Genomic DNA, 22638 nt, shown 5'->3' with positions numbered 1-22638 from the left:
CTTGAGTGCCTGTGCCACCGGGTACCGCGACACAGGCAGTATTGATTCCGTCAAACAGGTGAGCGGATGTCAGTATAAGGCGAGGATGTAGCAGAAAACCGCTACCCTGTCGCCCAGCTTGCACAATCGCGATTCTCTCGGCAGTTCGCACACTCACCTGCTATTTCCTCCGGCGGGAGGAGTTCCGAAGTCACTAATATCAACTTCACGCGTGCTCCCCACCTCTACCGGCCTCCCATCAATGGAGTCCTTAGGCTTCAGTTTAACTGACACTCTATGAACGGAAGACCTAGTTGCTCCGGCCTGCACATCACCCGAAACAACCCAGGCCCTGAAGCCAGCTTTGGAATTGACATCTCGACGTAGTTCGACCGTGAATTCTAGGTTTACTTCCTCGACCTCAAATTTGATGCGCTGCCCATCTGATGCGTCGACAGACGCTATTAGTTGGTCTCTCAACCCCTGGACGGCAGCGGTAAGTTCGACCCGTTCCATGGGATCTTGCATCTCCCACTCCTCTGCTTCACCAACTACGATCTTTGTCATCGTGGCAAGGGTTGTTAACGTGGGAGGCGAAGTTTCCAAGCATGGCTGAAAATAGTCGCTATCGGCCGGTATGGCACCCTTGCATCTACGTACCTCTTGCTGTGGGGCATGTACTGAGCTTGCACCAGTGCCGTATCCCAGGTCAGCGGAGCTGACTCGCACCCCAAGAGGGTCCAGCGCACCCTCAATTTACGTTGCGGGCCAAGCTTCGCGTCTGGCTCTAGTCGTCGACATAAGGCGGTAGCGTGGCTGAGGCCGGTGGGGGTGCAGCGAGGCACACGCGCGCCTGGTCCGCCGGCGCACCCACCGTCGTGGCTGGCTGCCGTCGGCTGAGGTTCGTGCCACAACCGTGCCAGATGCAGGGGTCAGCCAGGGTCAAAACCGGTGCCCCGCAGTCGAGTAGTTGCCCGCTTCCTCGGCCGGCGAAGTCGCAGCTCAGCCCTCAGATCACCCCGCCTCTCTCCTAAAGCGGTGTTCAGAACCGCGAAGCGCCACGCGTCAGTCTTCTCCGACTTGGAGCAGGGCCACGACAAACCCGTTGCCCGTGCCTGCGACCATTCCATCGAAGGAGAACCGAGATACCGGATTCCACCCGTGGCCCGCACCCGATAGTTCGATGTTCGTCCACCACGTGGAGTCCCGTCCCAGCAGCTTCACCACTCGCTGTGCCGCTCGATGTGCGTGCTCACGATCACGACGCAGCCGACCCGGAAAGACCAGGTCACCCGCAGACAGGTAGGTCATGACGGTTGTCGCCTCTTCCCTGTCGATGGCCGTCAGGGCATCGGAGATGTCAGCGGGGCGGGTCGGCCCCCGAGAACCCTCGATCGCATAAGGCGCCCAAGCTCTCTGGGCGACAAGGACCAAGCCGTACACGTGCTCTTCAACGGAGCCCGCATCCTCGCTCTCGACCCGGCCGAAGACACCGTCCTCCTTGGCCAACGACTCAAGCATCACTCGCAGGTCCGCCACGGTATCCACGCCCACATACTCCCATGCAGCGGCAGCACCAGAACGAGGTACGGAGCCGTATCAGTGGCCAGCCGAGCCGTCTCAGTTTCCGTCTCATTCAGTCACGTTCACGGCCGTTCAGCGGGGACCGCTCACGGTGCTTGCCCCACCAGTCGACCTCTCATGAACGCAGGTGAACGGACCCGTCCGATGCTCCCGGGACCACCACCACAGTTGGAAAGCGTGTTGATCTCGCGGCCTGCGCAGTGCGGCACAGCGGCCACCTGTCGACAACTTCGGACGATCTGACCATCATTGACCATTGCCCGAGTTCAGTTGGCCGGACCGCTCGCAGGTGCCGGCCTCGGATGGCATCGACCGGAGCTGGCCAGTAACCGTCTCCGCACTCCCCCTTGGATCTCACGTCAGCGGGTGGGTCATCGGCCGACAGCCGTTCGGCGTCTTCCTCCTCCTCAACGGCACGCCGCATGCAATCGGCCTTGCCGAGATCACTGCCATGCCTCACCACATGAAACTGCCCGCCCTCGGCGCCACCGTCGCCGATGAGGTGATCTGGCACGCCGACCACAATCGTCAGGTGAAGATCCGCCTCGATGAATGGCACGTGTCCAGCTGATCACCCCACGGTCAGCGCAGCTCTGCACCACTACCGCACCAGAACGAGCGGGGAACAGCGGGGAACCACGGTGAAAGGGGTCCAACCCAGAAGGCGCACGGGCCGAACGTTCGCCCAGGTCAGCACCCCAACTGGCCGCAAACGCTCGCAGCTTCCCAAGCTGATGGCTGCAACAGCGTTGTGGTCTGCTGCCCATCCGGGCTGCGGCGCTGGGGCGCCGGTCCCGGCCGGGCAGCAGACCACAGACCGCTCAGTCACAGAGAAGAAGGCTTCGAGCCGATCAGTTCCGGACGCTGAGATGCGGGCGCGTCTCACGCTCCTGTACCGCCGTGCCGGCCTCAATGAGCCGTGCCAGCAGTAGCGCCGCATCAGGGCGAACCGCGCCCAGTCGTACCAGGCCGTCGCCCCACACGTTCACGTCTGCGGCGAGGCCCGGAAAATCGGTTTCCAGGCCGAACGCTGCAAGCTGCTCGGCAAGGCTTTCGGCGCCGCGTCGGGCCTCTGCCCAGCCCCGGACATAGTTCACGCCGACTGTCAGGTTCTCGGCGCGAGGGGCGATGACTCCGTGCCGGTCCGTCATCAGGTCACTCCCCCGGTTCGTGGTCGGCTTCAGTGGACGGGTGCGACACGGCCGCGCTTGCCAGGGCCAGTCTCAGCAACTCGGCCAGGTGCTCCGCCGTGGCCGGCGAGACGCGGCCCAGCTCGACCAGGCCGTGGCCGAAGGCGTTCAGGTCGGCACGCAAGTAAGGGAAATCGCGTTCCAAGCCTGCCCGAACGAGAGCGTCTCGCAGAGCCGTGGTCGCGTTCCGTGCCGCGTACCAATCGTCCGTGTCCAGCGGTGACCAGTGCGCGGCGTCGAGGTGGTGGGAAGGGTCAGGCACCGGGAACCGGCTCCTCCGGGTAGGAGGCCACCGCGTCGGCCGGGGAACCGAACTTCTCCCCGTAGCGGTCGACACGGGCCAGCAGCTCGGCCGAGGCCCCCAGCACGGTCGCGAGGGCGATCGGGCGGCATGGGTTCGCTTCCGGGCGCCTGATCGGGGCGCGGAGCCACTCGTACCGGTCGCCGCTCAGGGGCATCGGGCCGGGCACCACGACCACTGAGTCGCCGCTCAGGTACCTGTAGTCGACCGGCCTCTTGGCTTCGCGCCTGATGAAGTACGCGAACCAGTACCAACTGTTGGAGGTCAGGAAGAAACCCACCCTCCGTGCCTTGTGGTCGATCATGACCGGTCCGTGGGGCAGATCGTGGCGGGTGAGTTGGTCGAAGGTCTCCATCCCGAGGCGTTGTTCGACCGACACCACGTCGAAGAGGCGGCCGGTGGGAAGCATGACCGGTTGACGCGGGTCATCCGCCCACCGCGCTCGGCACATCACCGGGTCACTGGCTGCTGCCGACAGCCATTCGATGCCTCTCCTGGTCATCGTCTGCACGTCATCTCACCTCGGGTCAGCTAGCCCACGGCCCCTCTGCCGCAGTGCCAACAGACTCCCGGGCACGGCCCTCACCTGGGCAGATGACGAGAGGTGACGGGGGATGACGGTCATTCGCGTGTCGCGTCATCCCCTGTCAGCTCCGATGGCGCTGGTGATTTGTGTTCACCACTGCCAACGGGAGCCGCAGAACGCGTAAGTTCGGATGAGACAGGACTTCGCACCACTCCCCTTGCACGGTACGAGGAGGGAAGGGCCACGTCTCCCATCGAGCCCGTCCACGAGCGGTTACGACAGTTCCGAGCGGAACGCGGCTGGAGTCAGCCGCGTCTCGTGCGTGAGCTACGTCAGGCAGCGACAAAGCGCGGGCATCAGTTGCCGTCGGACGAGAGCGTCAAGCGGCGTATCGCCAGCTGGGAGAACGGGCACAGCACGCCGGACGGGTTCTACGGGGCGTTGATCGGCGACGTGTACGGCGTCTCCGCCCAGGAGATCGGGTTGACCAGTGGCGGCACCGAAGACGCTGCGCTCCTGGACGCTGGTTACCCGGACAGTCCGGACACGGCTATCAGCACGGTGGAGCGGCTGTGGAGCGCGGACCTCAACCGTTATGAGCCCCTGATTCAGTCGGAAGCCGCCGAACCAGCGTGGAACGAGGCTTCCCTGCGGTGGCTGGTGGCCCCGGAGCCGGCTCCCCGGTCCGGGCGCCCGGGGGCGTTGCGCGTGGGGCTGGGGGACGTGGCCGCGGTGAAGACCACTGCCGACATGTTCGCCCAGCTCGATGACCGGTTCGGCGGGGACCATGCTCGGCGGTCCGTGATCCAGTACCTCAGCAACGATGTCGTTCCGCTCCTGCGCGGCAGCTACAGCGACGCCGTCGGACGGGCCCTGTACTCGACCGTCGCCGAGGCCACTCTCCTGGCCGGTTGGATGTCGTACGACGCCTGCCATCACGGTCTCGCGCAGCGCTACTTCCTCCAGGCCCTCCGGCTCGCCCAGGACGCCAACGACCGGCGGCTTGCCGGAAGCATCCTCTCTGCCATGAGCCACCAGGCGACGTTCCTCGGTCGGTACACCGAAGCGGCCACGCTCGCCCGCGCCGCCTTGATGGGCATCGCCCAGGTGGCGACCCCGACCCTTCGGGCGCAGTTCCACGCGATGGAGGCCCGCGCGCTCGCTCGTACCGGAGACGTACGTGCCTGTGAAGCTGCGTTGACGGCCGCCATGCGTGCATTGGCAAGCCGGAACGACGAGGAGGAGCCAGAGTGGATCACCTACTTCGATGAGGCGGAGTTGGCGGCCGAGGCGGCGCACTGCTTCCGTGATGTCAACAGCGCCCGACGGGCCGTTGCCCACGCGGAGAACGCGATGAGCGGCAGCCACGTACGGAGTGACTTCTTCGCCACGATGGTGCTGGCCGACGCGCATCTCCGTGCCGGCGACATCGAGGAGGCGTGCAGGGTTGCCCTGGACGCGTTGGATCTCGGCGAGCACCTGAAATCCGCGCGGTGCGTGAGCTACCTGGCTGAGTTCCGCTCGAACCTCTTCGCCGTCGGGGACAACGCGGCCTCTCGGGTCTTCGCGGAGCAGGCTCGCGAGCATCGGCTATGGGTGGCTGCGGAGGCCGGTCGGTCGGCCGCTCGCTGAGTCGTTCATCGGGCGCGCAGCCCGCGCGCTCAGAAGGCGCCCCATGTGTCGCGTCCTTCGCCCGTTCTCAGGGACCGCATGCGCTTCTCGAACTCGGCGGCGAAGCGCTCGCTCGTCGCGGCCTGGTGACCGACCCACGCCACCATCATCAGTTCCCGGAAGTCGGCGAGGGTTTCGTAGCCGGGCCAGTTCATGAGGTCGAAGCCGTAGTGGTGGACGAAGGTTCGGTACTCCTCCTCTGAGTGCCAGCCGTAGCGGTCGTAGTACATCGCGGTGAGGATGAGGTCCCACTCTCGCGGGGCCAGGGCGAAGCCGTCCAGGTCGATCAGTACGGCGTGTCCGTCGCGGTGGCGGAGGACGTTGCCGATGTTCGCGTCACCGTGGATCAGGCCGAAGGGGAGGACGAAGTCCAGGCGGTCGTACGCCTTGCCCACCTCGGTCGCACGCTCCTCCAGGAACTCCCGGTCCCGGTCAGCGATGCCGTCCAGGGCCGTCAGGGACGCGGCCAGCTTGGCGTGTGGGTCGAAGTACGGCAGGCCGAGGTGTTCGGGCTCTTCCAGCCAGTGCAGCCGTCTCAGCAGGTCGGCGACTTCGCCCAGCGTGGCGTACTCCACCTGCTCCTGGACGCTCTCCCAGAAGGTGACGATCCGCCCTCTGACAGTCGTGGGTTGGGTGACGTCTCGCGGCACTCGGTTGGCCGGAAAGTCCGACGTCTCCAGCCAGCGGGCAACGCCGACCGCGCGTTGCATCTCGGGGAGGGCGGTACGGTCCTGGGCAATGCGGACGATGATCGGGTCCGAGGACAGTCGGTACACGGCGTTCGAGCCGAGGCGGAGAAGTTCGGCGCCTGTCGGGTCGAGGCCGGCGGCGTGGCAGGCATCCTGGAGGATGGCGGTCGTAGCCTCCGCCGTGAAGGCCGTCTCGTCGCCGTCTTCCGGTACGCCGTCGCTGCCCGAGATCATGGGTCCGACCTTACGGGGCGCCACCCGGGGCTGACAGGGCACCTGCGTAATGGGGGCGTAATGATCTTGGCGCCGACGGTAGGGGATGAGGCTCCGGTGCAGCTCAGAGGCTGAGGGTGCCGTCAACCCATCTGGCCTCCGGAGCCGTGTGCGCAGGTTCGAATCCTGCCGGGGGCACCTTTCAGTAGGTGCCCAAAGACCCCGCCATCAGCGGTAACGCTGAGGTCGGGGTCTTCGCGTATGTGCAGGCGTGTGCCACCCGGAGCAGCCGCACGTCGGGGGCCGTGGGCTGGTCGTGGACTGACGGTGGGCGACGAACACCCGGGGCGGCCAGCGTTCTCACGCCATGGCCCCGAGCCTCCACGAGCAACCGCTGCACGTCGCCCACCAGGTCCCTGACGCCTCCGGGCTGCACGCCCTCGCGTTCCATCCACTCGTCGAAGCGAGGACGCAGGTGCCGCACCATGCCCGTCCCGTGGCGACGGAGCATCGAGCGATTGATCGAGATCTCTTCCTGCACTTCTCTTCGGAGATCATCGGTCCGGCCCTGTGCCCGGTCCTCCTCGCCCAGAGGAGCCTTGAGAGCGGTCACCGCTTCGTCGAGGAGTGCGAGCAAGCCCATGGCGTCTTCCGGAGATCACAAGGTGCACTGGTTCGCTGTGTCACTCCCGCTCGTCACAGGTAGGATTGAAGGTAGGATGGATAGCATGAGTGACCCTACCGGCAAGTACTCAATCACCATGCCCCGCGACATCGCCGAAGCCGCCAAGGCCCGCAGCGGCCCTTCGGGGCTGTCTGCCTACGTCGCCGCCGCCGTCGCGCGCCAGATCGAGCGGGACAATCTCAACGAGCTCATCGCCGTCGCCGAGGCCGAGCACGGGCCCATCACCGACGAAGAGATCCAGGCCCTGCGCGACCAGCTCCACCAGGCCCGACAGCAGCAGACGCAAGGCGGGGCGAACGCCGCGTGACCCGCCCTTCCGCGGCTACCCCCGGCGGCACCCTGGTCCTGGACAGCGAAGGGCTGGCCAAGGCCGTCCTTCGCGACCGCGCCGTCACCGGCTGGCTCGCCCTCGCTCGCGCCGACGACCTGCGGGTGATCACTTCCGCGGCCACCCTGGTGGAAGTGGTCCACCCCCGGATCAACCGCCCGGCCCTAGAGTGGACCCTCTCCCGCCTCGTCATCGAACCGGTCACCGAGCCCATCGCCCGCCACGCCGCCACCCTCCTCGCCGGCGCCGGCCTGCACGGCCACAAGTACGCCATCGACGCCATGCTCGGCGCCACCGCCCTCGCCGCCCCCGGTCCGACGACGGTGCTCACCTCAGACCCCGAGGATCTGACCGCCTTGTGCGGCCCTCGCATCACCGTCATCAAGGTCTGAGCATCGACGCTCGCACGCGGTACCGATCCCCTTCGGCGTGCCCCAGCGGGAAATGCGTACGGGTGCCTGCCAGGCTTTCTGTCCCTTCCGCGCCGAGCACGGAGAGGCCTGGGACCTGGTCGCGGGTGACCACGACAGCTATGTGAGCGAGGCCAAGAAGGTGCTGGAAAGGGTCAAGAGTGTCCTGGAGTCCTCCGGGAAGGAACTGACGGGCACGGCCAGGTACTACCGGGAGACCGACCGGAACGAGACTGCCGAACTCGACGCGACCTATCCGGGTTCGAAGGTGTCGGACGGCGGCTCCGGGGGCGACCCGCAGGACTTCTCCGACGCGGGCGACGTGACGGACGCCTTGAAAGCGCCGGGCGGCGACAGTGACAACCCGCTCGTCAAGTACGGCTCGGGCCATGTGGACGAGTACAACATGAACCCGGTGCAGAAGACGCTGGGCAGCGCCCTGGACCTGGGCAGTCCGTCGGCGATGGCGGTGGAGGCGTCCAAGCCGCTCTTCGGCTTCGCCCCCTTCGCCGAGGTGACCAACTGGGTGTTCGGGGACTGGAACAAGTGTGCAAGGGCAGTCAGAACCTCGGGCCCAGATGGGAGGGCAACGCGGCGAACGCCGCCCTCGTCTGCTTCGACGAGTTCGGCAAGAAGCTCGACGAGAACCAGGAGTCCTTCACGTCCCTGCAGACCTGCTACGCGCGGGCGGCGCAGCTGGCATTCCAGTTCGCCGAGTTCCTCAAGTCGTTCCGGGTGATGTTCTGCGACCTGCTCGTCATCTGGCTGGTCAATCTGCTCGCGGCCCAGGCCGTCAACGCGATCCCCGTCGGCGGACAGGCTGCCTCGGTGGCCATGTTTGCGCTGGCCGCGGCGCAGGCCGTCCGGCTCATGGGGATGTGGGCCGAGGCGGCCAGGGCGTTCGACACGTACGGGGATGGCCGGTGCGGGGATCGCCCTCGCTGTCGCGACGCTGCCGTTGACGTTCGTGCTGGCGGCACTGGAAAGCCCGTAGCCCGCCTTTCGCCGCGGCACACGTCCCGCGCGTCGGTGTCAGAGCCGCCAGTCGCGACCACTGTGCCGGGCATCGGACCGTTTGACCTGCCGGTCCTGCCGCTCCCTGCCGTTCCCGGCACGCCCGGTCGAGCCCCTTGTCTCGTCAACCGCCCCGGCGGTGAAGGGAGAGGCCGGCGATCACGGATGTGCCGCGTGCCGGGCGGGGGCGGATGGTCCAGGCTGCTGCGAGGTTGTCGACGAGGAACAGGCCCCGGCCGCTTTCGGAGTATGTGTCGGGGTGGGTCACCGCCGGCTCGCCGTTGCCCGGGTCGGAGACGGCTAGCCAGTAGTGTCCGTCGGCGGGCCACAGGACGAGTTCGACGAGGCCCTCGTCCTCCCGGCTCACCGCGCCGTGCCGGATGGCGTTGGTGACCAGCTCTGAGGTCAACAGGCTGAGGTCGTCGCCGAGATGGGGGCGGAGGACCTGCGGGAGCGCTTCGGCGACGGCGTGCCGGGCTCGCCGTACGGAGGCGGGGTGGGCGGGGAAGCGCCAGTGGGCGGGAACGGGAGGGACCTCGGGCATGGCGAACTCCTCGGCTCTGTGGCGGGGTTGTGTGGTCGCCGGTGGCCTGCCGCCCTGGACGCGGGCACAGCCCTCCCAGGGCGGATGGGCATGCTCGCGCGGTGCGCTTCCGGCATCGCGGTGTGTAACTTGCGCGATACTGACAGTAGAACGGGGAGTGGTAAATTTTCCACGCTCTCAGGAAGATTCACCACGGAGAGGTACGCGGTCTCCGCATGCAGACGAGCGGCCCGCCGGATGAGAGGAACTTCATGCCCCCAAGAACGACTCCCACGGAACGCCAGAAGCGACTGGGAAGTGAGCTGCGGCGCATCCGTACCGTGGCAGGCATGTCTGCGGAGTTCGCGGCGGGCCTGCTGGGTGTGGACCGAGGCAAGATCTCCAACATGGAGTCGGGTGTCCGGGGAATCAGCGCTGACCGCCTGTGCACCCTGGCCTGTAACTGCGATGTGACCGACGAGGCGTACGTCGAGGCGCTCGTCGAGATGACCCAGGCGAGTACAGGCTGGTGGGAGCGCTATCGAGGCATCCTGCCCCAAGGCTTGCTCGACATCGCAGAATTGGAAGGCAACGCTGTGCGCATCCGCGGCGCCAACACCGTGCACGTGCCGGGCATGCTCCAGACATCCGAACAGGCTCTGGCCATCTTCCATGCCGCTGTGCCTGCCCTGCCCGAGCACGAGGTTGCCCTACGACTCGCGCTGCGTTCCGAGCGCCAGCAGGTGATCACCGGCGACACGGCGATCCCCTACGTAGCTGTCATCCACGAGGCGGCGCTGCGGATGCAGTTCGGTGGCACCGACGTGGCCCGTGCCCAGTTGGAATACTTGCTGGAGGTCTCCGAGCGGGACAACGTCACCGTGCTCGTCCTTCCCTTCAGCCACGGCTCCTTCCCGGGATCCGGGCAGACCGTCGTCTACCTGGAGGGCCGCGTACCGACACTCGATACCGTGCAGGTAGACAGCTCCCACGGTCCCACCTTCCTCCACGCCGAGGGGCAGTTGGCGAAATACCGGGCTCAACTCGATCTGTTGGAAAATCTGGCACTGCCGCCAGAGCAGTCCCGAGACTTCATTCGTGAACTCGTTCGCCAACTCTGAGGAGCGTCAGTGTCCGACATCGCCTGGGAAGAGCCCTTCTGCGCCGAAGGAAGCTCCTGCTTCCGCCTCGGAACCGACACCGAAGGCAACGCCTACATAGCCGTCAACGGTCAAGAGGAGCACTACCTCACCGACTCCCTCGAAGCGCTGCGCACTCTCATCACCGACATCAAGGCCGGCAAAGCCGACCACCTGCTGTAGGAGCTGCCGCGCGCCGCGCCCAGTACGGTCCTGTCGTACGCCCGTGCCGTCCCAGTCGCGCGCCGACGTCTCCCGGTTCACGGCAAGGGGCCATAGACCTGCCCGTGGTCGTGACCGACGGTTCCGGAGGTGGCGGTGGTCCGCCAGCAGCCGGACGCGGGCCTGCGGCGAGGCGTCGGTGCCCGTCCCGGTGTGCGTGGGCGGTGAGCTTTGGGACGTGGTCCGCGGCCCTCGCCGGGAGGGGAAGAGCTGCCGGTCCGTACCGGAGGAATGGCCTCCTTGCGATCGGTAACACCGGAAGGAGACGCCATTCGTTCCATCAAGGAGCCTGTATGGGCGACAACGATCTCGCCGGCAAGACGGCGATCGTCACCGCAGCGGCGAGCGGGATGGGCCGGGCGACCGCGCTTCTCCTGCACGGTCGGGGTGTCAAGGTGGTCGCCGAGGACCGTGACCCCGAGGTCGAGCAGTTGGCGCGGCCAGGGATCGTGCCGCTGGTGGCCGATGTCTCGGAGGAGGGCAGTGCGGCGCGTGCCGTGGCGCTGGCCCGCGACGAGTTCGGGTCGCTGGACGTGCTGGTGAACAACGCCGGGATCATCCTCAACAAGCCCGTGGCCGAGATGAGCCGGGAGGATTTCGAGTCCGTCCTGTCGGTGAACACCGTCGGCGCCTTCCTGCACATTCGGGACGCCTTACGGGTCATGTCCGAACAGGGCTCGGGCGCGATCGTCAACGTCGCCTCGTACGCGTCCTTCCAGGTGTTCCCGACGATCGCCGCCTATGCCGCGTCGAAGGGGGCGTTGGCCCAGCTCACCCGCGCCTCGGCCGTGGAGGCCATTGAGCATGGGGTGCGCGTCAACGCGGTCGGTTCCGGTGACGTGGTCACCGACATCCTCAACGACACGCGGCCGGACGGGCAGCAGTACCTCGCCGAACACGGACGCGGCACCCCCATCGGGCGGGCCGCGCAGCCGGAGGAGATCGCGGAAGTGATCGCGTTCCTTGCCTCCGACCGCGCCAGTCACCTGGTCGGCTCCGTCGTCATGGCCGACGGGGGGATGAGCATCTCGCTCTCTTGAGAGCGAAGCGAGGCGCTGGGCGGGATTCGGGCCCGCCCCCGCCGTTCGTCCTCAGTGGGCCTGCTGGGCGGCCAGGGCCGCGCTCGACAGGTGGGTGTTCTCCTGGTGCGTCGCGGTGAGTTTCACCCGGTTGAGGCGCCAGCCGTCCGGTGTGCGGACCGCCTCGTTGTCGTAGAAGCCGACCACCAGCCAGCGGTCGGGACCGGTGCCGGCGAGTTCCCGTGGGACCCAGTGTTCGGCGCGGACGTGGGCGTGGATCGTCGCGGTGTCGCCGTCGACGGTGATCACGTGGCCGGTGATGGCGTGGTGGGTCGCCGCGAACGGCGCGAAGGAGCCGCGCAGGATCTCGACGTACCGCGCCAGCGGTGTCGTCATGGGCGGGATGTCGGCGACCGAGGAGAAGTCGAGCGTCAGCGGGTCGGTGAAGACGAGGCCGGGGAGCTTGTCGTACTCCTTCATGTCGGCTATGTCGGCGTATCGGCTGAGCAGTTCCACTAGCTCGTCGCGGTCAGTGGGCGGGTTCATGCGGCGCTCTTTTCTTCGGGCCTTCGGGCTTTTGGACTTTCGGGCCGACTCCGTCAGCGTTTTATTACGACACTCTGTCGCGAAATTTACGACACACTGTCGTTAAAATCAAGCGGCATGGCGGCGTCGAAGCTTCGGGACGGAAGGAGAGCGGGTGCCACGGATCCGGGGAGCCAGCATCGAGGAGCACCACGAGATGGTGTGGGCCGACCTCGGCGAGGCGTTGCGGCAGTTGCTGCTGGAGCGTGACTACGACGCGATCACCATGGGCCATATCGCGGCTCGGGCCGGGCTCGCTCGCAACACGCTCTACAACTACGCGCGCGACAAGAGCGCGCTGGTCCTCGCGCTGACCCACCGGTGGGCCCGGCCCGTGGTCGAGCGCGTGACCGCGATCGCCGCGCGGTCCGCGGAACCGGCCGCGGAGCGGATGCGGGAGATCATCGAGGCCGTGCTGGAAGCCTCCGCCGGCCAAGCCCTGCGGCTGATGTTCCGGCCGGGTTCGGGGCCGCTGGTCGCCGAGGTGCCGAAGGGGCCGGGCAACCCGTTCGAGGCCATCGTGGCCGCGGTGGAGGACGTCGTGCGCGACGGCATCGCGCGCGGGGAGTTCCGCGACGTCGGCGACGTGCGGCTCACGGTGGAGCTGCTGTCGGGCGTCATGCGGGCGAGCGCCGAGCGGATCGGGCGGGACCCGGACGCCTTCGTGGCCACGGTCGATGAGGCACGGGTGGTCGTGCTCGCGGCCCTTGCCCGGCGGTCGGGTTGAGTTCCGGCGCGTCGGCGGCCGGTCGGAGCCGGTGACTTCTTCGCCGTCGTCACCGCCCGGTCAGCCCGGCATCCCCCGCTCCGCCAAGCCGCTCTCGTAGGCGATGATGACCAGTTGGGCGCGGTCGCGGGCGGACAGTTTGGTGAGGAGGCTGCTCACGTGGGTCTTCACAGTGGGGAGGCTGATCACCAGGTGCTGGGCGATCTCGGCGTTGGACAGGCCGTTGGCGATCAGTACGAGCACTTCCTGTTCCCGCTTGGTGAGGCCGACGAGGCGGGGAGCCGGGCGGGGCGGTTCGTCGTGGGAGAAGGCGGCGATGACGCGGCGGGTGACCGTGGGGGCCAGGACGCCCTCGCCGGTGGCGATGACGCGGATGCCGGCGACCAGGTCGGACGGTGAGGCGTCCTTGAGCATGAAGCCGCTCGCGCCCGCTTGCAGGGCCGGGTAGACGTACTCGTCCATGTCGAACATCGTGAGGGCCAGGACCCGCACGCCGGTCAGCGTCTCGTCGGAGCAGATCTCCCGGGTGGCGGCGATGCCGTCCATGACGGGCATGCGCAGGTCCATCAGGACGACGTCCGGCCTGAGTTCGCGGGCGAGTTCCACCGCCCTCGCGCCGTCGCCCGCCTCGCCGATCGCCTCCATGCCCGGTGTCGAGTCGATGAGGACGCGGAAGCTGCCGCGCAGCAGTGCCTGGTCGTCCGCGATCAGTACCCGGACCGCCTCAGCCATTCCGTGTTCCTCGCCTCGCACGCTGCTCATCGGGTCGTCAAGTGCGGTGAGTTTAGCGGGGGTCAGTGGGGTCGGCGGGGGCGAGCAGCAGTTCTCCCGTTCCCGTGTCGTCGGTCGTGACCGTGACGCCGTACGGCTCGGCCAGGCGGGCGAAGCCGGTGAGGATGTCCTTGGCCTCGGCCGGGTCCGCCGCCCGCGGGCGGCCTCGGCGGTGGACCGGCTCGCCGAAGCCCAGGTCGACGGGGTGGAGGCGGGCGTGGACGAGGATGCCGTCGTCGAAGGTGAGCACCGGGACGAGTGACTGCCAGTACTGGCGGTGCGGGGCGAAGAACCGGCGGCCGTGGGCGCTGAGTTCGTCGAAGTAGCGGCCGGGGGTGCGCTGGTCGCCCGGGGCGAGTTTCGCGTAGTCCTCGGCGGGGACGCGGTCGGCTAGTTCGATCTGGCTGACGATGTTGCCCAGGCTGTAGAAGACGGGTTTGCCGCGGTACAGCTCGACGCCGCGCAGGAGGTGGGGGCCGTGGCCTACGACGACGTCGGCGCCCTCGTCGATCATCCGGTGGGCGAAGTCGCGGAGGAACTCGCCGGGGGTGTCCGGGGTCGGCCCGGGTTCGTGGGAGTGGACGCTGACCACGACGAGGTCGGCGCGGCGCCGGGCCTCGGTCACCCAGCGGGCGATCCCGTCGAGGTCCTTCGGGTCGCACGTGGTGGTGAAGCCCGGGGTGTCCGCGGCCTGGAAGCGCGTACCGAACAGGGTGAGCCGGTCCGGCGCGGGCATGGCGGGGTCGAAGCCGAGCAGTGTGCGCGCCTCGGCCCGGCGGGCCCGCAGTCCCGTCTCGCCGTCGATCTCCCGGAGCGCGTCCAGCTGCGCGGGCGTCACCCGCAGGGTCGCGCTGTGCCTCAGGGGGTTGAGTCCGGGCCTGCCCGGCAGGTCCGGTGACGGGGCGGCCGCCTCCTGTCCGGGCAGGAACGTCGCGCTGCACGAGATCAGGGCCAGGCTGCCGCCGGGCCGGTCGACGTAGACCGGTCGCCGGGCGGCGGTGAGGTCGGCGCCGATGCCGGCGAACGGGACGCGCCGGGTGTTCAGCAGGTCGACGGTGCCCAGTACGCCCTCGACGCCGAGGTCCAGCGCGTGGTTGTTGGCGCAGCCGAGGACCGTGAAGCCCGCCGCCGTGATCTCGTCGAGCACTCCGGGGTCCGCGATGAGGCAGCCGCCGCTCGCCGCGTTGTGTACCGGGTGACCCCGTCCGGCGTCGGGGACGACCTCCAGGTTGGTGAGGCTGAAGTCCGCGGCGCGCAGCACCTCGTGGAGTTCGAGCGCGGCGGGGTCGGACGTGATCAGCGCTCCCCGGGTCGCCATGCAGTCGCCGGAGAGGGCCACGGTCAGCCGGGTCATCCGCGGGCCTCCGAGACGGCGCGCCGGAGCGAGTCGGCCGCGTCCGGTCCGGTGACCTCGACGCGTTCGCCGTCCACCGTCACGGTCGGGGTCAGCGCGACCTTGCGGGAGGCGGCGACGTCGGAGACGTACGTCGCCCAGGGGGCGTACGTCCTGTCCTGGACGCAGGTCTCGAAGGACTCGAAGGAGTCTCCGGTGATGCCCGCGTCGCGGCCCGCGGCGATCAGCTGGGCCGCGCTGAGGCCGGGGCCTCCCTCCGGGGGCTGCTGGTCGAACAGCACCGCGGAGTACTGCTCGAACCTGCCCTGGTCCGCCGCGCAGGCCGCGGCGGAGGCGGCGCGGGTCGAGTAGCCCTCGGGGCTGCTGCGGTCGTCGAGGAAGGTGACCGGGTGGTAGACGACGCTGACGTCGCCGCTCTTCTCGAGGGTCTCCAGTTCGGGGGCGAGGGTCCGTTCCGTGTTGCGGCACTCCGGGCAGAGGTAGTCGAGGTAGAGGTCGATCCGTACGTCGCCGGTGGAGGCGGCCAGTCCCGCCTTGTCGTCGGTGACGTCGGCGGGGACCCGGCTCGGCGCCTTGTCGGGGGCGGTGTTGGTGGCCCGGACGAGGCCGGCGCCGACCAGCGCGGCGCCGACCACCACGACCACGGCCACGAGCGAGACCACCAGGGCGCGCCGCCGGCGTTGCCGCTTGTGGACCATCTCGCGCACCATGTCGTCCGTTGCGTGCATGCCTATCGCTCCTTCGTGTCCAGGACCCAGCGGTCCAGCGCGTACCGGGTCCGCGGATGGCGGACGAGGAGGACGGCCGCGGCGAGGAAGACCACGTCACGCGCGATGTCGATGACATAGCCGCGCTCGGCCCCGCTCGTCACGGTCCCTCCGCTGCTGAAGCAGCCGCAGTCGATGGACAGCCCGCGTGCCCACACGGAGGCGATGGCGGCGATGTACGTCACCATCAGTACGGCGGTGGCGGCGGCCACGGCGCGGGTGGCCAGCCCGGCGATCAGCAGCAGTGCGAGCGCCACCTCGATGAACGGCAGGACGCCTCCGACGAGTTGGGCGGAGTCCTCGGGCACGATCCGGTAGAGGGCGACCGTGCGGCCGGCCTCCGTGAGGTCCCGGATCTTCACCCAGCCCGCGTAGCCCAGCACGGCCGCCAGCAGCAGCCGGGCCGCGGTGCCCGCCCATGCCTTCGTGACGTGCACGGTGTGAACTCCTCCTCGGCTCACTGCGTACGGGAGAACCGGTAGGTCGCGAGGCCGAGTGCCGCGGCGGTGATGGCGGCCAGCAGCCCCAGTTCGGCGACGACCGGCGGGTGCCAGTCCCCGAGCAGCAGCCGGGTCTGCTCGGAGGTGAGGACGTCGGGCCCCGGCAGGGTCCGGCGGACCGCGTCGACGCCGTAGGTGAGGGGATTCAGCTTGACCACGGTGTCGAGCCAGCCCGGCAGCCCGTTGGGCGGGAACATCGCGCCGGAGAAGAACATCAGCGGCATCATGCTCAGGTTCACCACGATCTGGAACGTGTCGACCTGCCGGATCGTGACCGCCGCGAGCAGGCCGAGCGCGGTGAACATCAGGGAGATGAGCAGGACCTCCAGCAGGACGACCAGCAGCATCGGCGTGTACCGGATGCTCGCGATGCCGCCGACCGACAGGAGCATGAGGCCGTAGACCGCGCCCGTGGTGGCTCCGCCGAGGGCGAGACCGAGCACGATGCTGGAGCGCGGGAACGGCGAGACGAGCATCTGGCGGAGCACGCCGAGCCGGCGGTCCCACACGAGCGAGATGCCGACCGCGATCGCCGGAGCCTGCACGGACATGACGAGCGTGCCGGGGAACAGGTAGGCCCGGTAGTCGTTCAGCTGCGCCTTGCCGAGGCTGGAGGAGGCCGCGTCGAGGCCGGTGCCCAGGACGACGAGGAACAGCAGCGGGGTCACCAGGCCCATGGCGAGGCGTACCGGGTTGTGCCGCAGCCGGGTCATCTCCCGCCGCCACAGCAGCGTGTACGGCCTGAGGGTGTTCCTGGGCGGCCCGGCGGGCGGCGGGCCGGGCGGGGCCGCCTTGCCGGGGGGAGCCTCCAGGGCGGTGTCGAGCCGGCTCATCGCAGTCCCTCCCCGATGTTGCTGAGCGTGCCGGCGCCCGATCCGCTCTCTCTGATCGTGGTACCGGTGTGGTGCAGGAAGACGTCGTCCAGCGTCGGCGAGGTGACGGTCACCGAGCGCACGGCCAGGCCCAGGTCGGTGCAGAGCCGCGGCACCAGGGTGGCGCCGTCCGAGACCCGCAGGCGCAGACCGTCGGGGGTGGGTTCGGCGACCAGGCCGAAGCGCTCGGACAGCGCGCCCGCGGCGCGTGCGTCGTCCTCGGTGCGCAGGACGACGCGGTCGGCCCCGATGATGGACTTCAGCTCCGCGGGCGACCCCTCGGTGATCACCTTGCCCCGGTCGAAGATCGCGATCCGGTCGCAGTGCTCGGCCTCTTCCAGTTGGTGCGTCGTGAAGAAGACCGTGATGCCCTCTTCCCGCCGCAGCCGGTTCAGGTGCTCCCAGACGGCCGCGCGGGTCTGCGCGTCGAGGCCGGTCGTCGGCTCGTCGAGGAAGAGGACGCGGGGGTTGCCGAGCAGTCCGCGGGCGATCTCCAGGCGGCGGCGCAGGCCGGTGGAGAACTGCCGTACGGGGGTGTCGCCGCGCTCGGTCAGCTCCATCATGTCGAGCATCCCGGAGATCGCGGCCCGTGCCGCACGGCGGGTGAGCCCGCACAGGTCGGCCTGGAAGCGGAGGTTCTCGACCGCGGTGAGGTCCATGTCGAGCGTCGACTCCTGGAAGACGATGCCGATCCGGCGGCGGACCTCCGCGGGCCGGGCCGCCACGTCGAAGCCGGCCACCTCCGCACGGCCCGCGGTGGGCTTGAGCAGGGTGGTCAGCATGCTGATGGTGGTCGTCTTGCCGGCGCCGTTCGGTCCCAGGAAGCCGTACGTCGCGCCGTCGGCGACCGTCAGGTCCAGGCCGTTCACGGCCGGTGTGGTGCCGTAGTAGGCGTAGAGGCCCTCGGCCAGGATCGCCGTCATGAGCGGCTCCTTCCGTCCGGGCAGCGCACCGCCAGTACGGTCCGGAACACGCTCAGCTCGCCCGGCTCGTCCACCGGCCGGCCGTCGACCTCGACCCAGGCGTGCGCGCCGAACGGCTGGGTGCGGAACCCGGTGCACCAGTCGGCCCACTTGCCCCGGGACCGGCACAGCAGGAGGGTGGCCACGGAACGCTGGAGGCAGCCCAGACCGGCGCAGCGCGTGCTGACCGAGACGACGGCCCGCCGCGCCCGGGCCGCCTCGCTGTACGTGGCGGGCCGGGTGCCCCTGCTGACGACGCGCAGCACCCGTTGCAGCCGGGCGGGGGGCAGGCGGACCAGCAGGCGTGCCGCCCCGGCCGCGCATCTGGGCGCGAGCTGCCGGCGCAGCGGGAGCCGGGGGGCCTGTTCGGCGACGGCGGGGGTGGTCACTGCGCGACCTCCACGAGGTGGGCCGCGCTGAGCGCGTCGACGAGGGCCCGTACGTCCTGCCGTGCCTGGTCCTCGCTGACCGGGGCGGAGGCGGACAGGCTCGCGGCGGCCGCGTCGGGGGTCTGCCCGTCGAGCAGCCGGCGCAGGATGGTCGAGCCGGACTCGTTCAGCTGGAAGTAGCGGCCCCGGCGGCCGTCGAGCAGGACGGCCCCGGAGTCGACGGAGGTGAGGGTGACGTCGCGGGCAAGGCTGAGTTTCATCGGCGTTCTCCCTTGTCCAGGGGGTGGGGGTGGGTCCGGAGCCAGCTCTCGCACGCGACGGTGGTCTCGATCGGCTGGAGGTGGTGGGACATCGGGCCGGGGTTGAGGACCGCGGACCGGAAGGCGGCCGGGTCGATGAGGCCGAGCCGGGCGAGGTGCGAGTCCTCGCACAGCTCCAGGAGCCGGGCGCGGTTGCGTTCGATGCCGCGGAACGCCTCGGCGCTGAACTCGCCCTTGTCGCGGCGGCCCAGGATGTCGGCGGGCACGACGCCCCGTACGGCGGTGGTCAGCAGCGGCTTGAACCGTCCGCTCGCCAGGCGCTGGTCGACCTGGGTGGACAGGGCCGCCTCCAGCACGCGGTCGTCGAGGAAGGGCGCGTCCCAGACGATGCCGGTGCCCGCCACGACCGTGTTGACCTGGCGGACCGTCTTGCCCTCGAAGACGATCGAGGCGAGCGCCTGGTGCCGGGCCCGGTCGGCGTCCAGGGGGCCGGGTGTCTCGGCGGCGGCCGTGGTGAGCAGCTCGCGGACGGCCGCCACGGCGTCGGGCGTCGCCCAGGCGGGCATGCGGGGCGCGAACACCCAGCCGAAGTCGGGTTCGTCGATGGGCGGGGGCGGGGCGCTGATCCGGGCGGCGACGGCGGTGAGGTTCTGGGCGAACGTCGACCGGTCGGTGAGGGCGCGTACGGTCGCGCCCCAGGACCAGCGGTTGGCCAGGCGGTAGCGGTTGACCAGCTTCAGGCCGCTGACCGGGTGGGCGCGGGCCAGGGACCAGGCGCAGGCCGGCATCCGGCCGAACAGTTCGTCCCCGCCGAAGCCGGTCAGGTGCAGCGACGCGCCCTCCGCCGTGGCCCGTGCGGCCAGGTCCTTGACGTGCGCGAGCCCGGACGCCCAGGTCGAGGGCCCTTCCGGGGCGGTGCGGGCGTACTCGGCGGTGTAGCCGACGTCGAGCAGGTTCTCGGCGCGGTGCGAGGAGAGCGTGTGGTGGCGGGCCCCCGGCAGCAGCGCGGCGGCCTTCTGTGCCCACAGGCTGTCCTCGTTGGCCCCGTCGAGGGGCATGACGTGGTAGGTGACCAGGTCGGCGCCGGCCGCGTCGGCGAGGAAGCACAGGGAGGTCGAGTCGAGACCGCCGGACAGGTCGGCGCTGATCGTCCTGCCCGGACGCACCCGGGCGGCGAGCGCCTCGGACAGCGCCGAGCGCACGGCCTCCGCGCCCTGTTCGAGCGTGCGGGACGCCTCGGGGAGTTCCCACCAACGTATCTGCCGCGAGCGGCCGTCGGCGTCGAGCTCCAGCCAGTGTCCGGTGCCGAGCGGGTCCACGCCCCGGGTGACGGGGCGCAGGGAGAGCGGCCAGGGCGCTCCGCCGGGCGCCAGCAGGCGGGCGGCCAGCACCGTTTCGTCGAGGTCGGCGCCGGTGAGGCGGATCAGCGGTGCCATGCCGCTCGCCGCGACCGTCACCCCGCCCACCTCGGCGGTGAAGATCTGTCGGACGCCGGCGACCGAGCCCTGGACCCGGGTCCTGCCGTCCATCGACGCCGTCAGGTGGAAGAGGCCCGGCAGCCGGGACGCGACCGTGTCGACGTCGTGCAGCGAGCGCATCCTGCCGAGCGCGGCCGTCGTGGCCGCCTCGTCCAGCCGGGTGTGGCCCAGCAGCACCAGCCGCCGCGGTCCGGCTTCGACCACCGTGACCTCGTCCGGGGACCAGTCACCCACGATCCAGGGCCGCCCCGACGCGTGGTCGATCCGGTGGGCCGGCCGCAGGTCCGCGGCGAGGCGGGCACCGGCCGGGCAGTCCGGAAGAACTACGAATTCCATGTCGCCTCGTTCCCCGGGCGGTGCCGGTGCGCGTGAGCGCACCGGCACCGGTGCGATCACCAGAAGCAGACGATGGCGTAACCGCAGCCGGCGAAGTCCTGGCAGCTCCCGACGCCGAGGCACTTGGTGAGCTCGTCGAAGTCGCCGATCTCCATCAGGGTGGGGGGCTCGTAGATGGCGGACATGGTTCCTCCCAGTGGGTCGGATCGCTCGGGCCGACCTGTTCGGCCCGTGATCTGCCTGGGAACCTACGGACCGCCATGTCCCACGGTCGTGGGGCAGGCGCCTCAGTGACGTCCCGTCATGCGTCCCACCGCCGGTGCCGGAGGTAGCCGAGGACGAGCGCCGCCACGGTCCACGCGAGCAGCACCAGTGCTCCGGTGTACGCCTCGGACGAGTCGACGGTGAGCAGCTGGGCGCCGGCGCGGTCGGGGAAGTACCGCGCCACCTCCTTCGTCGCTCCGATGACGGACAGGATCTGGGAGCCGGCGAGCACCATCGGGAGCAGGACGGCCAGCGGGATGACGGCACTGCGGGCGGTCGCCGCGACGCCCGCCGCGAACAGGCTCATCAGCGTCAGGTAGACCACCGCTCCGGCCAGGGCGCGGGGCACGCCGCCGGCGTCGATCGAGGCGCCGTGGGAGCCGAGGGCGGCCTGCGTGACCAGGTAGCTGACGACGGTGACGGGGATGGCCACGGCCACGGCGGCGACGGCGGTGGCCGTCATCTTCGCGGCGTAGAGCCGGCCGCGGCGGGGCACGGCGAGCAGCGAGACCCGCATCATGCCGGAGGTGTACTCGCCGGCGACGATGAGCACTCCGAACACGATCAGGGCGAGCTGGCCGTACTGGATGCCGTCCAGGCCGGCCTGTTCGGGGGTGAAGTCGGAGCGGAGCCCCGGGCTGTCGGACTCGATCGCGCCCTTCGCGGACCAGCCGCCCAGCGCGGCGATGAGGACGCTGAATGGGGCGAACAGCAGCAGCGCGGTGAACGTGCCGCGGACGCCCCGCAGCTTGGTGAACTCGGCCCGGAGGGCGGCGGTGGTCTCAGACATGGGTGGTGCCTCCCGCGTCGCCGATGAGTTCGAGGAACGTGTCCTCCAGGGATCCCGTGTGGGTGCTGAGTTCGTCGAGCGGGAGCCCGCTCGCCGCGGCCAGCCGGCTGATCTCGGCCGCCGGCAGGCCCTCGACCTCCACGCTGCCGTCGCGGGCGCGCCGCAGCGTGGCTCCCTTGCGTTCCAGTTCCGTGTTGAGCCGCAGGGGTTCCGGTGTCCGCACGCGCACGTACGTCCGTCCGTGGCGCTGGAGGAAGTCCGCCATGCCGGTCTGGGCGAGGAGCCGGCCGCGGTTGATGATGACCAGGTCGTCCGCGACCATGGACATCTCGGTCATCAGGTGGCTGGAGACGAGGACGGTCCGGCCTTCGGCCGCCATGTGGCGCAGCAGTTCGCGCAACCACCGGATGCCCTCGGTGTCGAGGCCGTTGACCGGCTCGTCGAGCACCAGGACGGGCGGGTCGCCGAGCAGGGCCGCGGCCAGGCCGAGCCGCTGGGCCATGCCGAGGGAGAACGTGCCGATCCGCCGGTGGGCGGCCCCGGTCAGCCCGACCGTCTCCAGGACCTCGCCGACCCGCTGCCGGGCGATCCGGTTGCTCTGCGCCAGCCAGCGCAGGTGGGCGGCGGCGGTCAGGCCGCGGTGCGGGGCCGACGTCTCCAGCAGGGCGCCGACGTGCCGGGCGGGATAGCGCAGTTCGGGGTAGGCGTGGCCGCCGATGCGGACGGAGCCCGTGTCCGGCCGGGTGAGGCCGAACATCATCCGCATCGTCGTGGACTTCCCCGCCCCGTTGGGGCCGAGGAATCCGGTGACGGCCCCGGACCGCACCGTGAAGGTGAGGTCCTCCACGACGGTGCGCTGCCCGTACCGCTTGGTCAGGTTCTGGACGTCAATCACACGCCGAGTCTCGCCGGGCGTCCCCGCCGGCCGCATCGGTCCCGGGGCGGGATCGCCGTCCGGCCTTCCGGGGCCGGCGTCATACTCGCGGATGAGTCCGGATGCTCGCGAACGAGTCCGGCTCGGCGGGGCGGTGCCGGGGATCGGGGATCGGGGGCGGGGGTCGGGTCGGGGCGGCAGGGGCGCCGGTACGGG

Annotated in this window: 30 protein-coding genes; 9 read left to right on the top strand and 21 right to left on the bottom strand. The window is 69.7% G+C overall.

What is annotated here, in order from left to right; translation table 11 throughout:
* Positions 1–153: 153 nt before the first annotated feature.
* Together J7I94_RS05835 and J7I94_RS05830 are read right to left on the bottom strand one after the other, a co-directional pair.
* Entirely contained in the window at positions 154–546 is a 393-nt protein-coding gene (locus J7I94_RS05835) for a trypco2 family protein (RefSeq protein ID WP_251074713.1), read from the bottom strand.
* Between the two features lie 498 nt (positions 547–1044).
* Positions 1045–1527 (bottom strand): hypothetical protein, encoded by a 483-nt coding sequence (locus J7I94_RS05830; RefSeq protein WP_215165641.1) that lies wholly within the window; start codon positions 1525–1527, stop codon positions 1045–1047.
* Positions 1528–1819: 292 nt separating this feature from the next.
* Between J7I94_RS05830 and J7I94_RS05825 the strand changes: the two genes are divergently transcribed.
* On the top strand, positions 1820–2134 hold the full coding sequence (locus J7I94_RS05825; RefSeq protein WP_215165639.1) for a hypothetical protein: 315 nt from the start codon (positions 1820–1822) through the stop codon (positions 2132–2134).
* 280 nt (positions 2135–2414) lie between these two features.
* Here the strand turns inward: J7I94_RS05825 and J7I94_RS05820 are convergent, their stop codons facing one another.
* Genes J7I94_RS05820 through J7I94_RS05810 form a run of 3 tightly spaced genes read right to left on the bottom strand, consistent with a single transcriptional unit; the run spans position 2415 to position 3556 of the window.
* Positions 2415–2714 (bottom strand): hypothetical protein, encoded by a 300-nt coding sequence (locus tag J7I94_RS05820; RefSeq protein WP_215165637.1) that lies wholly within the window; start codon positions 2712–2714, stop codon positions 2415–2417.
* Between the two features lie 4 nt (positions 2715–2718).
* Entirely contained in the window at positions 2719–3015 is a 297-nt protein-coding gene (locus J7I94_RS05815) for a hypothetical protein (protein ID WP_215165635.1), read from the bottom strand.
* Positions 3008–3556, bottom strand: coding sequence for a bifunctional DNA primase/polymerase (locus J7I94_RS05810; RefSeq protein ID WP_215165730.1), 549 nt, complete (start codon positions 3554–3556; stop codon positions 3008–3010). Before J7I94_RS05810 ends, J7I94_RS05815 begins: the two co-directional genes overlap by 8 nt.
* A 342-nt stretch (positions 3557–3898) precedes the next feature.
* Between J7I94_RS05810 and J7I94_RS05805 the strand changes: the two genes are divergently transcribed.
* Positions 3899–5212 (top strand): hypothetical protein, encoded by a 1314-nt coding sequence (locus J7I94_RS05805; protein ID WP_215165633.1) that lies wholly within the window; start codon positions 3899–3901, stop codon positions 5210–5212.
* A gap of 29 nt (positions 5213–5241) precedes the next feature.
* Here J7I94_RS05805 and J7I94_RS05800 read toward each other — a convergent pair whose 3' ends face one another.
* Together J7I94_RS05800 and J7I94_RS38135 are read right to left on the bottom strand one after the other, a co-directional pair.
* Complete coding sequence (locus J7I94_RS05800; RefSeq protein WP_215165631.1) at positions 5242–6174, bottom strand: aminoglycoside phosphotransferase family protein; 933 nt, start codon at positions 6172–6174, stop codon at positions 5242–5244.
* Between the two features lie 181 nt (positions 6175–6355).
* Positions 6356–6796: a hypothetical protein gene (locus J7I94_RS38135; protein WP_251074712.1), complete on the bottom strand. Its 441-nt coding sequence runs from the start codon at positions 6794–6796 to the stop codon at positions 6356–6358.
* A gap of 85 nt (positions 6797–6881) precedes the next feature.
* Here J7I94_RS38135 and J7I94_RS05790 point away from each other — a divergent pair, with 85 nt between their 5' ends.
* From J7I94_RS05790 to J7I94_RS05780, 3 genes are read left to right on the top strand one after another with little or no spacing between them, the layout of a single operon-like run.
* Positions 6882–7145, top strand: a complete 264-nt coding sequence (locus J7I94_RS05790) for a CopG family transcriptional regulator (RefSeq protein ID WP_215165630.1) — start codon at positions 6882–6884, stop codon at positions 7143–7145.
* A complete protein-coding gene (locus J7I94_RS05785; RefSeq protein WP_215165629.1) occupies positions 7142–7558 on the top strand; it encodes a PIN domain-containing protein in 417 nt (138 codons plus the stop codon). Before J7I94_RS05790 ends, J7I94_RS05785 begins: the two co-directional genes overlap by 4 nt.
* Before the next feature lie 37 nt (positions 7559–7595).
* Positions 7596–8315 (top strand): hypothetical protein, encoded by a 720-nt coding sequence (locus J7I94_RS05780; RefSeq protein ID WP_251074711.1) that lies wholly within the window; start codon positions 7596–7598, stop codon positions 8313–8315.
* 399 nt (positions 8316–8714) lie between these two features.
* Here J7I94_RS05780 and J7I94_RS05775 read toward each other — a convergent pair whose 3' ends face one another.
* Entirely contained in the window at positions 8715–9134 is a 420-nt protein-coding gene (locus J7I94_RS05775) for an ATP-binding protein (protein WP_215165628.1), read from the bottom strand.
* A gap of 251 nt (positions 9135–9385) precedes the next feature.
* On the opposite strand from J7I94_RS05775, the gene J7I94_RS05770 reads away from it, so the two are divergent.
* The 3 genes from J7I94_RS05770 to J7I94_RS05760 all read left to right on the top strand — a co-directional run bounded on the left by J7I94_RS05770 (position 9386) and on the right by J7I94_RS05760 (position 11514).
* Positions 9386–10234 carry a helix-turn-helix transcriptional regulator gene (locus J7I94_RS05770; protein ID WP_215165729.1) on the top strand — a complete coding sequence of 283 codons (849 nt, stop codon included), beginning with the start codon at positions 9386–9388 and terminating at the stop codon, positions 10232–10234.
* A gap of 9 nt (positions 10235–10243) precedes the next feature.
* The gene (locus J7I94_RS05765) at positions 10244–10435 is read left to right on the top strand and encodes a hypothetical protein (RefSeq protein WP_215165626.1); all 192 of its coding nucleotides are present in this window, start codon (positions 10244–10246) and stop codon (positions 10433–10435) included.
* A gap of 332 nt (positions 10436–10767) precedes the next feature.
* On the top strand, positions 10768–11514 hold the full coding sequence (locus J7I94_RS05760; RefSeq protein ID WP_215165625.1) for an SDR family NAD(P)-dependent oxidoreductase: 747 nt from the start codon (positions 10768–10770) through the stop codon (positions 11512–11514).
* Between the two features lie 51 nt (positions 11515–11565).
* Here J7I94_RS05760 and J7I94_RS05755 read toward each other — a convergent pair whose 3' ends face one another.
* On the bottom strand, positions 11566–12039 hold the full coding sequence (locus J7I94_RS05755; RefSeq protein ID WP_215165624.1) for a nuclear transport factor 2 family protein: 474 nt from the start codon (positions 12037–12039) through the stop codon (positions 11566–11568).
* Positions 12040–12193: 154 nt separating this feature from the next.
* Between J7I94_RS05755 and J7I94_RS05750 the strand changes: the two genes are divergently transcribed.
* The gene (locus tag J7I94_RS05750; RefSeq protein ID WP_215165623.1) at positions 12194–12805 is read left to right on the top strand and encodes a TetR/AcrR family transcriptional regulator; all 612 of its coding nucleotides are present in this window, start codon (positions 12194–12196) and stop codon (positions 12803–12805) included.
* Between the two features lie 60 nt (positions 12806–12865).
* Here J7I94_RS05750 and J7I94_RS05745 read toward each other — a convergent pair whose 3' ends face one another.
* From J7I94_RS05745 to J7I94_RS05690, 12 genes are all read right to left on the bottom strand, one after another.
* Positions 12866–13537 (bottom strand): response regulator transcription factor, encoded by a 672-nt coding sequence (locus J7I94_RS05745; protein WP_215165622.1) that lies wholly within the window; start codon positions 13535–13537, stop codon positions 12866–12868.
* A gap of 52 nt (positions 13538–13589) precedes the next feature.
* Entirely contained in the window at positions 13590–14930 is a 1341-nt protein-coding gene (mslH, locus tag J7I94_RS05740) for a lasso peptide C-terminal Trp epimerase (protein WP_215165621.1), read from the bottom strand.
* Positions 14927–15658 (bottom strand): thioredoxin domain-containing protein, encoded by a 732-nt coding sequence (locus tag J7I94_RS05735; protein WP_215165620.1) that lies wholly within the window; start codon positions 15656–15658, stop codon positions 14927–14929. Before J7I94_RS05735 ends, mslH begins: the two co-directional genes overlap by 4 nt.
* Positions 15659–15660: 2 nt before the next feature.
* Positions 15661–16134: a MauE/DoxX family redox-associated membrane protein gene (locus tag J7I94_RS05730; RefSeq protein ID WP_215165619.1), complete on the bottom strand. Its 474-nt coding sequence runs from the start codon at positions 16132–16134 to the stop codon at positions 15661–15663.
* A gap of 20 nt (positions 16135–16154) precedes the next feature.
* Positions 16155–17030 (bottom strand): ABC transporter permease, encoded by an 876-nt coding sequence (locus J7I94_RS05725; protein WP_215165618.1) that lies wholly within the window; start codon positions 17028–17030, stop codon positions 16155–16157.
* Positions 17027–17992: an ATP-binding cassette domain-containing protein gene (locus J7I94_RS05720; protein WP_215165617.1), complete on the bottom strand. Its 966-nt coding sequence runs from the start codon at positions 17990–17992 to the stop codon at positions 17027–17029. Before J7I94_RS05720 ends, J7I94_RS05725 begins: the two co-directional genes overlap by 4 nt.
* Positions 17989–18420, bottom strand: coding sequence for a lasso peptide biosynthesis B2 protein (locus J7I94_RS05715; RefSeq protein ID WP_215165616.1), 432 nt, complete (start codon positions 18418–18420; stop codon positions 17989–17991). Before J7I94_RS05715 ends, J7I94_RS05720 begins: the two co-directional genes overlap by 4 nt.
* Positions 18417–18680 (bottom strand): lasso peptide biosynthesis PqqD family chaperone, encoded by a 264-nt coding sequence (locus tag J7I94_RS05710; protein WP_215165615.1) that lies wholly within the window; start codon positions 18678–18680, stop codon positions 18417–18419. Before J7I94_RS05710 ends, J7I94_RS05715 begins: the two co-directional genes overlap by 4 nt.
* A complete protein-coding gene (locus J7I94_RS05705; protein WP_215165614.1) occupies positions 18677–20494 on the bottom strand; it encodes a lasso peptide isopeptide bond-forming cyclase in 1818 nt (605 codons plus the stop codon). Before J7I94_RS05705 ends, J7I94_RS05710 begins: the two co-directional genes overlap by 4 nt.
* A gap of 56 nt (positions 20495–20550) precedes the next feature.
* Positions 20551–20679, bottom strand: coding sequence for an aborycin family tricyclic lasso peptide (locus tag J7I94_RS05700; RefSeq protein ID WP_215165612.1), 129 nt, complete (start codon positions 20677–20679; stop codon positions 20551–20553).
* A gap of 116 nt (positions 20680–20795) precedes the next feature.
* Positions 20796–21548 (bottom strand): ABC transporter permease subunit, encoded by a 753-nt coding sequence (locus tag J7I94_RS05695; protein WP_215165610.1) that lies wholly within the window; start codon positions 21546–21548, stop codon positions 20796–20798.
* Entirely contained in the window at positions 21541–22443 is a 903-nt protein-coding gene (locus tag J7I94_RS05690; protein ID WP_308114502.1) for an ATP-binding cassette domain-containing protein, read from the bottom strand. Before J7I94_RS05690 ends, J7I94_RS05695 begins: the two co-directional genes overlap by 8 nt.
* Positions 22444–22638: the final 195 nt, after the last annotated feature.

The sequence above is a fragment of the Streptomyces sp. ISL-12 genome (assembly GCF_018614415.1).
Classification (GTDB): Bacteria; Actinomycetota; Actinomycetes; order Streptomycetales; family Streptomycetaceae; genus Streptomyces.
Note: the sequence above shows the minus strand (reverse complement) of the source record. Positions and strands in the feature narration are given on the sequence as shown.